At 71.3% G+C, this 14,662-nt stretch carries 10 protein-coding genes; 8 read left to right on the forward strand and 2 right to left on the reverse strand.

The window, feature by feature from the left end; all coding sequences use genetic code 11:
• Window positions 1-380 precede the first annotated feature (380 nt).
• On the reverse strand, window positions 381-2,018 hold the full coding sequence (locus GA0070614_RS19640) for a glycoside hydrolase family 13 protein (protein ID WP_088977337.1): 1,638 nt from the start codon (window positions 2,016-2,018) through the stop codon (window positions 381-383).
• Between the two features lie 528 nt (window positions 2,019-2,546).
• Window positions 2,547-3,650, reverse strand: a complete 1,104-nt coding sequence (locus GA0070614_RS19645) for a LacI family DNA-binding transcriptional regulator (RefSeq protein ID WP_088977338.1) — start codon at window positions 3,648-3,650, stop codon at window positions 2,547-2,549.
• Window positions 3,651-3,848: 198 nt separating this feature from the next.
• Here GA0070614_RS19645 and GA0070614_RS19650 point away from each other — a divergent pair, with 198 nt between their 5' ends.
• The 8 genes from GA0070614_RS19650 (at window position 3,849) to GA0070614_RS19685 (ending at window position 14,660) form a co-directional block, all read left to right on the forward strand.
• Window positions 3,849-5,099, forward strand: coding sequence for a sugar ABC transporter substrate-binding protein (locus tag GA0070614_RS19650; protein ID WP_088977339.1), 1,251 nt, complete (start codon window positions 3,849-3,851; stop codon window positions 5,097-5,099).
• Window positions 5,099-6,739 (forward strand): ABC transporter permease subunit, encoded by a 1,641-nt coding sequence (locus GA0070614_RS19655; RefSeq protein ID WP_088977340.1) that lies wholly within the window; start codon window positions 5,099-5,101, stop codon window positions 6,737-6,739. The genes GA0070614_RS19650 and GA0070614_RS19655 overlap by 1 nt, the downstream gene beginning before the upstream one ends.
• Window positions 6,736-7,635 carry a sugar ABC transporter permease gene (locus tag GA0070614_RS19660; protein ID WP_088977341.1) on the forward strand — a complete coding sequence of 300 codons (900 nt, stop codon included), beginning with the start codon at window positions 6,736-6,738 and terminating at the stop codon, window positions 7,633-7,635. The genes GA0070614_RS19655 and GA0070614_RS19660 overlap by 4 nt, the downstream gene beginning before the upstream one ends.
• A gap of 272 nt (window positions 7,636-7,907) precedes the next feature.
• Window positions 7,908-9,722: a glycoside hydrolase family 13 protein gene (locus GA0070614_RS19665; protein ID WP_088977342.1), complete on the forward strand. Its 1,815-nt coding sequence runs from the start codon at window positions 7,908-7,910 to the stop codon at window positions 9,720-9,722.
• Between the two features lie 126 nt (window positions 9,723-9,848).
• On the forward strand, window positions 9,849-10,190 hold the full coding sequence (locus tag GA0070614_RS19670) for a hypothetical protein (RefSeq protein WP_088977343.1): 342 nt from the start codon (window positions 9,849-9,851) through the stop codon (window positions 10,188-10,190).
• Window positions 10,191-10,465: 275 nt separating this feature from the next.
• A complete protein-coding gene (locus tag GA0070614_RS19675; RefSeq protein WP_172892608.1) occupies window positions 10,466-11,533 on the forward strand; it encodes a BMP family lipoprotein in 1,068 nt (355 codons plus the stop codon).
• A 263-nt stretch (window positions 11,534-11,796) separates the two neighbouring features.
• Window positions 11,797-13,341 (forward strand): ABC transporter ATP-binding protein, encoded by a 1,545-nt coding sequence (locus GA0070614_RS19680; RefSeq protein ID WP_331715114.1) that lies wholly within the window; start codon window positions 11,797-11,799, stop codon window positions 13,339-13,341.
• Complete coding sequence (locus tag GA0070614_RS19685) at window positions 13,338-14,660, forward strand: ABC transporter permease (protein ID WP_088977346.1); 1,323 nt, start codon at window positions 13,338-13,340, stop codon at window positions 14,658-14,660. The genes GA0070614_RS19680 and GA0070614_RS19685 overlap by 4 nt, the downstream gene beginning before the upstream one ends.
• Window positions 14,661-14,662: the final 2 nt, after the last annotated feature.

Consider the following 14,662-nt stretch of genomic DNA (forward strand, 5'->3'; position numbering starts at 1 on the left):
CCCGCCGGTCCGCCGGCTACGGCCGTGCCCGTCACCGCCGGGAGATGAGCCGCGGCCGTGAAGCAACGGACCCGGCAACCCCACGCCAACCGGCCCATCGGCACCCGCAACATGGGCGACCGGGAGCGTTGCGACCAGCTGACGGGTCGATCGGTCCGGGACCCGGCCCGGCCGGTGGGCGGGCGGTGACCGGGCGTCGTGGGTCGAGCGGGCCACGCCGGGCGGCCCGGCCGGTGGTCCGGAATGGACACCGGCGCCCCGGGGAGCGGACTCCCCGGAGCGCCGGCATCACCTCACCCCCCACCACAAGGGGTCGGCTGCCCAGTCGCCCGTCGGCGCGGAGCACAACGGACGACCAGGTCGATGGCGGGTTACCCGGCTCAGCGCCGTTCGAACCACGCAGCTGCGTCGACCGGCAGGACGTGACCCGGTCCCTGCTCGGTGAGTTCCTCGCTGGCGACGAGCGGCCGGCCGTACCCCTCGACCACGACCGCCGCGCCGCTGATGTTGACCACGCAGGTCAGGGTGGTGGCGCCGTCGGTGCGGTGGAAGGCCAGCACGCCCGGCTCCGTCTCCAGCCAGGTCACGCCGCCGGTCGTGCCGGCCAGGGCCGGGTGCTCGCGCCGGATCCGCAGCGCCGCGCGGTACAGCTCCAGCGTCGAGCCGGGCACGCCGGTCTGGGCGGCCACCGAGAGGGCACGCCAGGTCGCCGGGGCCGGCAGCCAGCTCAGCTCGCACCCCTGCGGGCCGAAGCCGTACGGGGCCAGCTCGCCGCTCCACGGGATCGGCACCCGGCAGCCGTCCCGGCTCTCCCCGGTACGCAGGAACGCCGGGTCCTGGCGCAGCTCGTCGGGGATGTCCAGCACCTCGGGCAGGCCCAGCTCCTCGCCCTGGTAGACGTAGGCGCAGCCGGGCAGGGCCAGCATCAGCAGGGCGGCGGCGCGGGCACGGCGCAGGCCGACCTCGCCGTCGCCGTACCGGGTGACGTGCCGCTGCCGGTCGTGGTTGGACAGCACCCAGGTGGTCGGGGCGCCGACGATGGTCGACTCGGCCAGCGCGGTGTCGATGACCTTGCGGAACGAGTCGGCCGACCAGGTGGCGTCGAGGAAGTCGAAGCTGAACGCCTGGTGCAGCTCGTCCGGCCCGATGTAGCGGGCCAGTCGCTGCGGGGTCTCCGCCCACGCCTCCGCCACCGCCATCCGGCCGCCCGGGTAGCTGTCCAGGATCGGTCGCCAGGCGCGGTAGATGTCGTGCACCTCGTCCTGGTCGAAGTAGGGCAGGCGGCCCTTGCCGAGCAGCTCGGACTGGCGCTGGCCGGTGGTCATCGAGTTGAAGCCGACGTCCGGCAGCCCCTCGGCCTTGATCATCCCGTGCGCCACGTCGATGCGGAACCCGTCGACGCCGCGGTCGAGCCAGAAGCGCAGCACGTCCTCGAACTCGGCGCGGACCTGCGGGTGCCGCCAGTTCAGGTCGGGCTGGGCCGGGTCGAAGAGGTGCAGGTACCACTGGCCGTCCGGCACGCGGGTCCAGGCGGGACCGCCGAAGATGCTCTCCCAGTCGTTCGGCGGCAGCTCGCCGTTCTCGCCCTTGCCGTCGGCGAAGAGGTAGAACTCGCGCTCCGGGGAGCCGGGAGCGGCGGCGAGCGCGGCCTCGAACCACGGGTGCTTGCTGGAGGTGTGGTTGGGCACCAGGTCGACGATGATCCGCAGGCCCAGGGCGTGCGCGTCGGTGATCATCGCGTCGAAGTCGGTGAGCGAGCCGAAGAGCGGGTCGACGTCGCGGTAGTCGGCGACGTCGTAGCCGGCGTCGACCTGCGGCGAGGTGTAGAAGGGGGTGAGCCAGAGCGCGTCGACCCCGAGGTCGCGCAGGTACGGCAGGCGCTCGCGGATGCCCTGGAGGTCACCCACACCGTCGCCGTTGGCGTCGGCGAAGCTGCGGACGTAGACCTGGTAGACGACCGCGGAACGCCACCAGTCGTCGTCGGAGGTCAGCGGGGCCGGGTTGGTGGCGTCGGTCATCGGTGACGATCCCCGTTCTGTGGCGCGGGACGGCGTGAGCCCGCGCGGGGGGTGGGTGGACGGGCGCGGGTGTCAGAGCAGAATGCCGGCCGAGCGCTGCAAGAGTCAAGCATTCCTTGCGCAAGAAATGACGGCCGTCACCCTCCGGCCAGCGTAACGTCACCTTCCGGCGTGTCCCACCACGTGAGACGACGGGCACCGTTCCGGGACGCCCCGCCCCGCCGGCAGGTGGGAGCGCGCCCACCGGCCACTCCACCGCCCCCGTCCGACGGCCGACCCGGGACGGCCGGCCCCACCGCTTGCGGCGTATCGCGGTCTCGACGTGGCGGGACACCGTGACACGCCGCAAACCGCGGGCGACACCCTCGGTCGGGCGGATCCGACGGCGCTGCCGGTGGCGGCGGCGCGTCGTGTGCCGCGGGACGGTGGCAGGCCGGAACGGTGACAGGCCGGGGACGGCGAAGGCCGGGGGCGATGTCGGGCCGGGGTGGTGGCCGGGTGTCAGGCCGGGGCGGGGAGGGCCGGGTGTCAGGCCGGGACGGCGAGGGCCGGCGGCGCCGGGCGCTGCTGGCGGGGGCCACCGGCGGTCGGGCCGCCGGTCGTCGGGCCGGCGCCGGCCGGGCGGACCACGGCGGTGGAGCCGCGCACCACCAGCTCCGGGCGGAACAGGTACTCCGAGTGCGGGGCGGCGTGCCCGTTGATCTCGTCGACCAGGGCGCGGACCGCGGCGACCGCCATCGCGGTCACCGGCTGCCGCATGGTGGTCAGCGGCGGGTCGGTGAAGGCCATCAGCGGCGAGTCGTCGTAGCCGACCACCGAGAGGTCGCCGGGGACCGACATGCCGCGCTGCCGGGCCGCCCGGATCGCGCCGAGCGCCATCAGGTCGGAGCCGCAGACGATGCCGGTGACGCCGCGCTCGATCAGCCGGCCGGCGGCGGCCTCGCCGCCCTCGACGCCGAAGAGCGAGAGCTCGGCCAGCTCGGTCAGGTCCGCCTCGGTGGCCCCGGCCAGCCGGGTCATCGCGGCCCGGAAGCCGGCCACCCGGCGCTGTACCGGCACGAACCGGTCCGGGCCGGTGATCAGGCCGATCCGGCGGTGGCCGAGCGCGACCAGGTGGGCGACGGCCAGTTCGGTGGCCTCGCCGTCGTCGCAGGAGACGAAGGGGGCGGCGATGCCGGGCGCGTACCCGTTGATCATCACGATCGGCAGCGGGCGGGCGATCAGCGCCCGGTAGCGGTCGTGGTTGGCGGCCGTGTCGGCGTGCAGGCCGGAGACGAAGACGATCCCGGAGACCTGCCGGTCCAGCAGCATCTCGACGTACTCGTCCTCGGTGACCCCGCCGGGGGTCTGGGTGCAGAGCACCGGGGTGAACCCGCTCTGCGCCAGGGTCGACTCGATCACCTGGGCGAAAGCGGGGAATATCGGGTTGTCCAGCTCCGGTACGACCAGCCCGACGAGCCCGGCGCTGCGCTTGCGCAGCCGGGCGGGGCGCTCGTAACCGAGCACATCGAGGGCGGTCAGGACGGCCTGCCGGGTCTCGGGGGCCACTCCGGGGCGGTCGTTGAGCACCCGCGACACCGTGGCCTCGCTGACTTCGGCCTGCTGGGCGATGTCGGACAGTCGAGCGCGCATGGCGGCACTTTAGCTCACGGGCAAGTTCTTGCGTACACTTCTGCAAGCCCTTCCATTCTCTGCAACCTCTTGCTAACGTCCCCGCAACACGCGAGAGCAGCGGCGCAGCACTCTGGCGCCGGATGGCAAGAACTTACAGAGGTTTCCACTGGCGGGCCGCCCTTCCCCCGGCGGTCGGCCACAACGACAGGAGTACCGATGCGCATCCGTACCGCGGGTGTGGTCGCCGTTCTCGGTCTGGCGCTCGCTGCGTCCGGCTGCGGCGACAACAGCAAGGACGAGCCGGCCGCGAAGGAATCCCCCAAGGCCGCGAGCGGCAAGCTCGTCATCTGGGCCGACGACAAGCGGGCCGCGGCCCTCAAGCCGTTCGGCGACAAGTTCGGCCAGGAGAACGGCGTCACCGTCGAGGTCCAGGCCGTCTCCAAGGACCTGCAGACCAACTTCGTCACCGCCTCCCAGCAGGGCAGCGGCCCGGACGTCGTGGTCGGCGCGCACGACTGGATCGGCAACCTGGTCCAGAACGGCGCCATCGACCCGGTCCAGCTCGCCGCCGAGCAGAAGAGCGCCTTCAACGAGACCGCCATCAAGGCCGTGACCTTCAACGGCCAGCTCTACGGCGTGCCCTACGCCATGGAGAACGTGGCGCTGATCCGCAACACCGAGCTGGCCCCCGAGGCCCCGAAGACGATCGAGGACCTGGTCGCCGCCGGTAAGAAGCTCAAGGCGGAGAAGAAGGCCAGCGAGATCCTCTGCCTCCAGTCCGGCCAGAACGGCGACGCGTACCACATCTACCCGCTGTACACCTCGGCCGGCGGCTACCTCTTCGGCACCGCCGCCAACGGCGACTACGACCCGAAGGACCTGGGCGTGGGCAAGCCGGAGTCGATCGAGGCGTTCAAGAAGATCGCCAAGCTGGGTGAGAAGGGCGACGGCGCGCTGAAGCGCTCCATCACCGGCGAGAACTCGATCGCCACCTTCACCGGCAAGAAGTGCGCCTACCTGGTCTCCGGCCCGTGGGCGATCGCCGACGCCAAGAAGGCCGGCATCAAGTACGACATCTCCCCGGTCCCCGGCTTCGCCGGTGGCAAGGAGGCCGCGCCGTTCGTGGGCGTCCAGTCCTTCTACGTCGCCTCGAAGGGCAAGAACAAGGCGCTGGCCCAGGAGTTCGTCGCGAACTACGTGACCACCCCCGAGCTGGCCGTCGCCCTGTACAACGCCGAGCCGCGTCCGCCGGCGCTGACCGCCGCCCTGGACCAGGTCAAGGGCAGCGACCCGGACCTGGCCAAGTTCCAGGAGGCCGGCAAGAGCGGCCAGGTGCTCCCGGCGATCCCGGCCATGGCCGCGATCTGGGACCCGTTCGGCAAGGCGGAGGCCGCCATCATCGGCGGCGCCGACCCGGCCAAGACGATCACCTCGGCCGGTAACACGATCGCCGGTCAGATCAAGTAATGAGCACGTCGCTGTCCGGCCCGGGGTCTGCCCAGCAGACCCCGGGCCGGGGGCCCGTCCGCTCCGGGTCCCCGCGCACGTCCCGTACCGCGCGGAACCACGCGCCGATCACCCTGACCGGCCTCGTCGTCAAGGTGGTCCTGCTCGGCCTGGTGGCCGGGATCGCGATCTGGGCGGCCTTCCCGCTCATCGAGGCGAAGCTCTGGGTCGGCCTGGCCGTCCTGCTGGCGACCACCGCCGGCCTGTTCTACCTCTACCTGACCCCCCGGCACATCCCGGGCAAGTACCTGATCCCGGGCACGCTCTTCCTGGTGGCGTTCCAGGTCTTCCCGGTGCTCTACACCGCGAGCACCGCCTTCACGAACTTCGGCGACGGCCACCGCGGCAGCAAGGACGACGCGATCGTCGCCATCCAGAGCGGCTCGGTGAAGCAGGTCCCCGGCTCCACCCAGTTCCCGCTGACCGTCGCCACCAAGGGCGACCCGGCCACCGGCGCACTGGTCTTCCTGGTCACGGACCCGAAGACCGACACGGTCTCCGTCGGCGACACCGAGGGACTGCGTCAGCTCGACGCCGCCGACGTCACGGTCCAGCCGGGCGGCAAGGTCACCGCCGCCGAGGGCTACACCATCCTCAACTTCGGCCAGGCCAGCGCCCGTAGCCAGGACATCACCGACCTGGTGGTGCCGACCTCCGGCGGCGCGCTGCGCTCCTCCGGCCTGTCCCGGGCGTACGAGGGCAAGGCGGTCCGGGCGTACGACGCGGGCTGCGACTGCATCAAGGACAGCGAGAGCGGCAAGATCTGGAGCGCGGACGAGTCCGTCGGCTCCTTCGTCGCCGCCGACGGCGAGGCGCTGGCCCAGGGCTGGAAGGTCAACGTCGGCCTGGAGAACTTCTCCCGGGTGCTCACCGACCCGGCCATCTCCGGCCCCTTCTTCGGCACCCTGCTGTGGAACTTCGCCTTCGCGATCGGCTCCACCGGCTTCACGTTCCTGCTCGGCATGGGCATCGCGCTGGCGCTGCACTCGCCCCGGATGCGGGGCACGAACTTCTACCGGGTGCTGCTGATCCTGCCGTACGCCATGCCGTCGTTCGCGATGCTGCTGGTCTGGCGGGACATGTTCAACACCGACTTCGGCCTGATCAACAACCTGTTCGGGCTCGGGGTGGACTGGTTCGGCGAGACCTGGTCGGCCCGGATCGCGGTGCTGCTGGTCCAGCTCTGGCTCGGCTACCCGTACATGTTCCTGGTGGCCACCGGCGCGCTCCAGGCCATCCCGAAGGAGCTGACCGAGGCCACCTCGGTCGACGGGGCGTCGCCCTTCCAGTCGTTCAAGGCGGTCACCCTGCCGCTGCTGCTGGTGGCGATCTCGCCGCTGCTGATCGCGTCGTTCGCGTACAACTTCAACAACTTCAACGCGATCTACCTGACCACCGAGGGTGGGCCCTTCCCGGCGGACAACCCGACGGCCGGCGCCACCGACCTGTTGATCACGTACACGTACCGGCTGGCCTTCGGCGCCCAGGGCGCCGAGTACGGCCTGGCCGCCGCCGTCTCGATCTTCATCTTCACGATCGTGGCGACGGTGTCGGCGATCAGCTTCTCGCGGACCCGCAAGCAGGAGGAGGTGTACTCGTGAGCACGTACGCGGACGCCCCGGTCGCCAACCGCAACGTCAAGGGCAAATCCAGGAACCGCTGGTTCACCCAGGTGGGGTGGCGGCACCTGGTCGGGGTGCTGGCCGTGGCGTTCAGCCTCTTCCCGATCCTGTTCGTCCTCTCGGCGGCGCTCAACCCGCTCGGCACCCTCTCCTCCACCGAGCTGGTGCCGACCGGCGCGTCGATGGAGAACTTCACCAACCTGTTCGAGCGGACCGCCTTCGGGCACTGGTTCCTCAACTCGCTGCTGCTCGCCGGGGTGGCCAGCTTCGCGTCGATCTTCCTGTCGGCGCTGGCGGCGTACGCCTTCTCCCGGATGCGCTTCGCCGGCCGCCGGGTCGGGCTGCTGTCGCTGCTGCTGATCCAGATGTTCCCGCAGTTCCTGGCGATCGTGGCGATCTTCCTGATCTTCACCACGGTCACCGACCTGTGGCCGGCGATCGGCTTCAACACCCCGTGGGGCCTGTTCCTGCTCTACATGGGCGCGGCGCTCGGGGCGAACACCTGGCTGATGAAGGGCTTCTTCGACACCCTGCCGAAGGAGCTGGACGAGTCCGCGACCATGGACGGCGCCTCGCACGCCCAGGTCTTCTTCCGGATCATGCTGCCGCTGGTGGCGCCGATCCTGGCGGTGACCGGCCTGCTCGCCTTCATCGGCTCGATCAACGAGTTCCTGATCGCCAACGTGTTCCTCACCAACACCAACTCGAAGACCCTCGCGGTCGGCATGTTCGGCCTGGTGGCCGGTGAGCGCAACAACAACTTCGGGATCTTCGCGGCGGGCACCCTGCTCACCGCCATCCCGACGGTGCTGGTGTTCCAGCTCCTCCAGCGCTACATCGTCTCCGGCCTCACCGCCGGAGCCGTCAAGGGCTGAATCGGAGGGGTGGTCGCTCTCCGCGGAGGGCGAGGTCGGTGGTCCGGGTCCGTCCGGGCCACTGACCGGTGGCCGGGTACGTGCGGCCACCGACCGGCGGGCCGGGTCCGACCCGGCCGGCGGGTCGGGTCCGCACGGGTCCGGCCGCCCACCCCGACGAGCAACGCTGCGGCAAGGGCGTCGGCGTCGACGACGTACACCGGAGCAGTTCCGGGCCGACCGGGTGGTCGTCCCCTCTCCTCCTCGTACCTCGTACCCGAAAGGTTCGTGCCATGTCCCTGCAGCCGCACCACGACGGATCCGCCACCTACGTCCCGGAGCAGGAGCCGGCGCTCGGGCAGACCGTGCCGGTCTTCGTCCGCGTCCCGGCCGGCGCCGACGTCCGCCAGGTGCACGTCCGGACGACCGGGGACGGCGAGCCCCGCTTCGCCGAGGCCGTCGTCGACCGCACCGAGGGCGGTGACGTCTGGTGGCGGGCCGACGTCGAGGTCCGCAACCCGGTCAGCAACTACCGGTTCATGCTCTCCGGCACGAAGGGGTACCGCTGGCTCAACGCCGCCGGCCTGGTCGCCCACGACGTGCCCGACAACGGTGACTTCAAGCTGGTCAGCTACGCCCCGCCGCCGGCCTGGGCGCGGGACGCGGTGATCTACCAGATCTTCCCGGACCGGTTCGCCCGCTCCGCCGCCGCCGACTCGCGCACCGCGCCGGACTGGGCGATCCCCTGCGACTGGGACACCCCGGTCATCGGGCGCGGACCGGAGACGCCGCACCAGTTCTACGGCGGCGACCTGGACGGCATCACCGAGCGCCTGGACCACCTGGCCCGGCTCGGCGTCAACACCCTCTACCTCACCCCGGTCTTCCCGGCCCGCTCCAACCACCGGTACGACGCCGCCAGCTTCGACACCGTCGACCCGCTGCTCGGCGGCGACGCCGCGCTGGCCCGGCTCGCCGACGCGGTGCACGCCCGGGGCTGGCGGCTGCTCGGTGACATCACCAGCAATCACACCGGCGACGCCCACCAGTGGTTCACCGCCGCCGTCAGCGACGTCACCGCCCCCGAGCGGGAGCTGTACTACTTCGACCTGGCCGGCGGCTCGGACTACGAGTCCTGGAACGGGGTCAAGTCGCTGCCGAAGCTGAACTGGGGCAGCGCCGAGCTGCGCCGCCGCTTCGCCACCGCCGAGGACTCGCTGCTGCGCCGCTGGCTGCGCCCGCCGTACGCCCTGGACGGCTGGCGGGTCGACGTGGCGAACATGACCGGCCGGCGCGCCGCGGACGCGTACACCCACGAGGTGGCCCGGCTGCTGCGCGAGGTGGTGGCCGAGACCCGCCGCGACGGGCTGCTGCTCGCCGAGCACGGGCACGACCACACCGGTGACCTGGACCGCGACGGCTGGCACGGCACGATGAACTACGTCGGCTTCACCGACCCGGTCTGGTCCTGGCTGCGGCACGGCGAGGAGCCGGTGCCGAACTTCCTCGGCACCCCCGGCGGGGTGTGCCGGCGGGACGCCGACGCGGTGCTGGCGACCATGAACACCTACCGGTCGCTGATCTCCTGGCGGTCGTACACGCACTCCTGGCAGCTGCTCGGCTCGCACGACTCGGCCCGGATCCGCACCGTGGTCGGTGACGCGGCCCGGCAGGAGGTGGCCGCCGGTCTGCTCGCCACCATGCCGGGCACCCCGGTGGTCTTCGCCGGTGACGAGCTGGGGCTGACCGGCACCAACGGCGAGGGCTCGCGCACCCCGATGCCGTGGCACCGGCCGCAGAGCTGGGACCGGGCGACCTTCGCCGCGTACCAGGGGCTGCTGGCGCTGCGCCGCGACGAGCCGGCGCTGCGCCACGGCGGCCTGCGCTGGGTGCACGCCGACGCCGACACGCTGGTCTTCCTCCGCGAGGCTCCCACCGGCTCGGTGCTGGTGCTGGCCCGCCGGGCGCCGGGCGCCCCGGTCCGGCTGGCCGGCCTGCCGGCCGGGGAGAACGCCTACGGCGGCGCGCCCGCCCTGCGCCCGGACGCCGACGGCGTGGTCACCCTGCCGGGTGACGGCCCCACCTTCCAGGTCTGGCGCCTGGTCTGAGACGCCCCCGGCCGGGTCGCGGACGACCCGTGGCCCGGCCGGCCGGGCCGCCGTCGAGATCACGGATCGGAGACGGCCGGCCGGCCCACTACTACAAACCGTCGTTGGTAGGGGAGGATGGCCCCCGTGGAAGCTCTTCGACTCGTACTCCTCTACGTCCATCTGATCGGGTTCGCGCTGCTGCTCGGCGGCGCCGTCGCCCAGTACGTCGGCGGCCGGCTGCGGATCAACGCGGCCATGCTCTGGGGCGCGGTGATCCAGCTGATCACCGGCATCGGCCTCTCCGCGCCGCTGCGCGACGGTGACGAGCCGGCCCCCGCGAAACTTGTTACCAAGTTGGTGCTGGCCCTGCTGATCTTTGTCATGGTCTTCTTCTCCCGTAAGCGGGAGCAGGTGGCCCGCGGCCACTTCCTCGCGATCATCGGGTTGACCCTGGTCACCGCCGCCGTGGCGGTCTTCTGGCGGTAGTCCGCCGGAGCTGTCCGGGGGTCGCCGGAAAGGGACGTACGGGACACCCGCAGGGTCACTCGCCAGTACGGTGAGTGATCTGCCCCACGCCACGGTCACACCCGGATAACAGGCGCTCAACAGTCGTGCACGATTGTCGGCCGGTGGTCGGGCGCGGGCGTACGCTCCCGTCCGTAACGTGGGATGCCGGCAGCACAGCGCTCGTCGGTCAAAGGCTGCCACCGCATCAACCGCGGTGAGCAATGGAAGGAGACGTCTTGCGCTCTGTGCGTGGGATGCGGATCGCCTCCGCCTTCGTGGCGGGTGGGCTCGTGCTGGGCGCCGCCGCGTGTGGTGAGGCTCCCGAGGACGACAACAACGCCGGCACCGGCGGCAAGAAGTACAGCGCCTGCATGGTGACCGACGTCGGTGGCATCGACGACAAGTCCTTCAACACCTCCGCCTGGAAGGGCCTTCAGGAGGCGAAGAAGGAGAACGACAACATCGACATCAAGTACGTCGCGTCCAAGGCCGAGGCGGACTACGAGGTCAACCTGACCGGGTACGTCAACCAGAAGTGCGACTTCATCCTGGCCGTCGGTGGCCTGATGGGTGACGCGACCGGCAAGATCGCGAAGGCGAACCCGAACCAGCAGTTCGCGATCGTCGACGCGAAGCTGCCGGAGACGAACGTCTACCCGATGCAGTTCGACACCGCCCAGGCCGCCTTCCAGGCCGGCTACCTGGCCGCCGGGATGAGCAAGACCGGCAAGGTCGGCACCTACGGTGGCCTGCCGATCCCGCCGGTGACCATCTTCATGGACGGCTACGCCGACGGCGTCGCGTACTACAACAAGGCCAAGGGCAAGAACGTCCAGGTCCTGGGTTGGGACAAGGCGACCCAGAAGGGTTCCTTCACCAACGACTTCCAGAAGCAGGACGAGGGCAAGAAGGTCTCCGACGCGCTGGTCGCCCAGGGCGCGGACATCATCATGCCGGTCGCCGGCGGCGCCGGCCTGGGCACCACCTCCGCGGCCAAGGCCTCGGGCGGCAAGTACTCGGTCATCTGGGTCGACGTCGACGGCTGCGAGAGCACCCCGGACTGCTCGGCGCTGCTGACCACCGTCGTGAAGAACATCCCGGACGCCGTCAAGGAGGCCGTGCTCAAGGCCGCCGGTGGCGAGAAGCTGCAGGCCACCCCGGGCTTCGTCGGCAACCTGGCGAACAACGGCGTCTCGATCGCCCCGTACCACGAGTTCGACAGCAAGGTCCCGGCCGAGCTGAAGGCCGAGGTCGAGAAGATCAAGGCCGACATCGCCGCCGGCACCATCACGGTCACCTCGAAGGCCCAGCCGACCAAGTGACCGCCTCCCCGGCCGCCGCGATGGGATCATCGGCAGCGGAGGCCGGCGGGCACCAGGCATGACGATCGGCCGCCTCGGCCCACGTGGGGTAGAACCCACGGACGCCGGGGCGGCCGATCCGCTCCACCGGCCGGCCCACCCCGTCGGGCGGCCGGCCCACCGGCAGCTACGCTGCACCATCGCTCGCACTCCAGGAGGTTGCGCTGAGACTCGAACTGCGCGGCATCACCAAACGGTTCGGTGATCTGGTCGCCAACGACCACATCGACCTGACGGTGGAGCCTGGAGAGATCCACGCCCTGCTCGGCGAGAACGGCGCCGGCAAGTCGACCCTGATGAACGTCCTCTACGGGCTCTACCAGCCCGACGAGGGCGAGATCCTGGTCGACGGCAAGCCGCTCAAGCTGAAGGGCCCGTCGGACGCGATCGCGGCCGGGATCGGCATGGTGCACCAGCACTTCATGCTCGTGCCGGTCTTCACCGTCGCGGAGAACATCATGCTCGGCGCCGAGCAGGTCCGGGGCGGCATCGTCGGCTTCCTCGACCGGCGGCGGGCCCGGCGCGAGGTCGCCGAGGTCTCCGAGCGGTACAACCTGCGCGTCGACCCGGACGCGGTGATCGAGGACCTGCCGGTCGGCATCCAGCAGCGGGTGGAGATCGTCAAGGCGCTCACCCGCGACGTCGACCTGCTCATCCTCGACGAGCCGACCGCCGTGCTCACCCCGCAGGAGACCGAGGAACTGCTCGCGGTCATGCGGTCGCTCAAGGCCGCCGGCAAGTCCATCGTCTTCATCACCCACAAGCTGGGCGAGGTCAAGGCCATCGCCGACCGGATCACCGTCATCCGGCGCGGGAAGACCGTCGGCACCGCCTCCCCGGAGGCCAGCCGCGACGAGTTGGCCGCGCTGATGGTCGGCCGCAGCGTCAAGCTCACCGTGGACAAGCAACCGGCCACCCCGGGCAAGCCGATCCTGGAGGTCAGCGGCCTGGTCGTGGACGACGACCGGCAGGTGCGCGCGGTCGACGGCGTCGACCTGACCGTGCACGCCGGTGAGGTGCTGGGCGTCGCGGGCGTACAGGGCAACGGCCAGACCGAGCTGATCGAGGCGATCATGGGGCTGCGCCCGACGCTCGCCGGCACGGTCACCCTCGACGGCCAGCCGATCCACGGCTGGTCCACCAAGAAGGTGCTGCACGCCGGGGTCGGCTACGTCCCCGAGGACCGCAGCGTCGACGGGCTGGTCAAGGAGTTCTCCGTGGCGGAGAACCTGGTCCTCGACATCTACGACCGGCCGCCGTTCGGCAAGGGCCTGGCCCTCAAGCCGGACGCCATCGCCAGGTCGGCCAAGGAGCGGATCGAGCAGTTCGACGTCCGTACCCCGTCGGCCGACGCCGCGGTGGGCACCCTCTCCGGCGGCAACCAGCAGAAGGTGATCGTGGCCCGGGAGCTGTCCCGGCCGCTGAAGCTCTTCATCGCCGCCCAGCCGACCCGGGGCGTCGACGTCGGCTCCATCGAGTTCATCCACAGCCGGGTGATCCGCGAGCGGGACGTCGGCACCGCCGTCATGGTCGTCTCCAGCGAACTGGACGAGGTGATCGGGCTCGCCGACCGGATCGCGGTCATGTACCGCGGCCGGATCATCGGCCTCGTCGGCCCGGACACCCCCCGCGAGGAGATCGGCCTGCTGATGGCCGGCATCACCCCGGACACCGCCGGCGCGACCCCGACCGGCGGCGCTCCCGGCGGGACGGACGCCGCCACCCCGGCCCCGACCCCCGAGAGCCCTGGCAACGAGGACAAGGCATGACCCACTCCAACCCGGCGTCGGGCTCCCCGGACAAGGAGCCGGCGACCGAGGCGGCGCAGGCCGAGGCCGCCGGTGCGAACCGCGCGACGACCATGACCGCCCCGAAGCGCCCCGACGAGCCCCGTCCCTCGCTGGGCCGGCTCTTCCTGGAGAACCTCTGGGCCGCCAACACGGTCACCGTGACGGTGCTCGCGCTGCTGTTGGCGATGCTGTTCGGCGCGGTCCTGATCATCGTGTCGGACCCGGAGGTGCTGGCCACCTACGGCTACATCACCGCCCGTCCGGCGGACGCGCTCAACGCCAGCTGGACGGTGGTCAGCGAGGCGTACGCGAACCTGTTCAAGGGCGCGGTCTTCGACCCGGACGCCTCCGGGTTCTCCGCGGCGATGGGCCCGATCTCCGAGACGCTCACCTACACCGCGCCGCTGGTCTTCACCGGCCTGTCGGTCGCGCTCGCCTTCCGCGGCGGCCTGTTCAACATCGGCGCGCAGGGGCAGGCGACGATGGGCGTCATCCTGGCCGCCGTCGCCGGCTTCGCGCTGCCGCTGCCGCCGGTGGTGCACCTGATCGTCGCCCTGATCGCCGGCGCGATCGGCGGCGCGGTCTGGGGCTTCATCCCGGGCATCCTCAAGGCGCGCACCGGCGCGCACGAGGTGATCAACACGATCATGCTCAACTACGTCGCGGTGTACTTCCTGTCCTGGGTGATCATCCAGAACGGCGTGCAGAACCCGGAGCGGGCGGACGCGATCAGCAAGCCGGTCGACTCCTCCGCCCAGCTGCCCCGGCTGCTCGGTGACGACCTGCGGGTGCACGCCGGCATCCTGCTCGCGGTGCTGGCCACCTGGTTCGTCGCGTGGCTGCTCAACCGCTCCACGCTCGGCTTCGAGCTGCGCGCGGTCGGCGCCAACCCGGACGCCGCCCGGACCGCCGGCATCAGCGTCACCAAGACGTACGTGCTGGTGATGGCGATCGCCGGTCTGCTCGCCGGCCTCGGCGGCAGCCAGATGGTGCTCGGTTCGACCGCGAACGCGCTGACCCCGCTGGTCGTCGCGCAGATCGGCTTCGACGGCATCCTGGTGGCGCTGCTCGGCCGGGTGAAGCCGTGGGGCGTGCTGCTGGCGGCGCTGCTCTTCGGCGCGCTCCAGGCCGGCGGCAACCGGATGCAGTCGTACTCCGGGATCTCGTTGGAGCTGGTCACCGTCCTCCAGGCGCTGATCGTCATCTTCATCGCCGCACCGGCCCTGGTGAAGGCGATCTTCCAGCTCCGGGCCGCCCGCGCGGCCCGGCTGCAGACGAGCCTCGCGAAGGGCTGGTGAGG

The sequence above is a fragment of the Micromonospora coxensis genome (assembly GCF_900090295.1).
Taxonomy (GTDB): domain Bacteria; phylum Actinomycetota; class Actinomycetes; order Mycobacteriales; family Micromonosporaceae; genus Micromonospora; species Micromonospora coxensis.

What these genes read in the sequence shown, in the direction of transcription:
- GA0070614_RS19675 (WP_172892608.1), top strand. Translation starts at nt 10,466, where the DNA reads ATGCGGATCGCCTCCGCCTTCGTGGCGGGTGGGCTCGTGCTGGGCGCC.
- GA0070614_RS19655 (WP_088977340.1), top strand. Translation starts at nt 5,099, where the DNA reads ATGAGCACGTCGCTGTCCGGCCCGGGGTCTGCCCAGCAGACCCCGGGC.
- GA0070614_RS19650 (WP_088977339.1), top strand. Translation starts at nt 3,849, where the DNA reads ATGCGCATCCGTACCGCGGGTGTGGTCGCCGTTCTCGGTCTGGCGCTC.
- GA0070614_RS19645 (WP_088977338.1), bottom strand. Translation starts at nt 3,650, where the DNA reads ATGCGCGCTCGACTGTCCGACATCGCCCAGCAGGCCGAAGTCAGCGAG.
- GA0070614_RS19640 (WP_088977337.1), bottom strand. Translation starts at nt 2,018, where the DNA reads ATGACCGACGCCACCAACCCGGCCCCGCTGACCTCCGACGACGACTGG.
- GA0070614_RS19685 (WP_088977346.1), top strand. Translation starts at nt 13,338, where the DNA reads ATGACCCACTCCAACCCGGCGTCGGGCTCCCCGGACAAGGAGCCGGCG.
- GA0070614_RS19665 (WP_088977342.1), top strand. Translation starts at nt 7,908, where the DNA reads ATGTCCCTGCAGCCGCACCACGACGGATCCGCCACCTACGTCCCGGAG.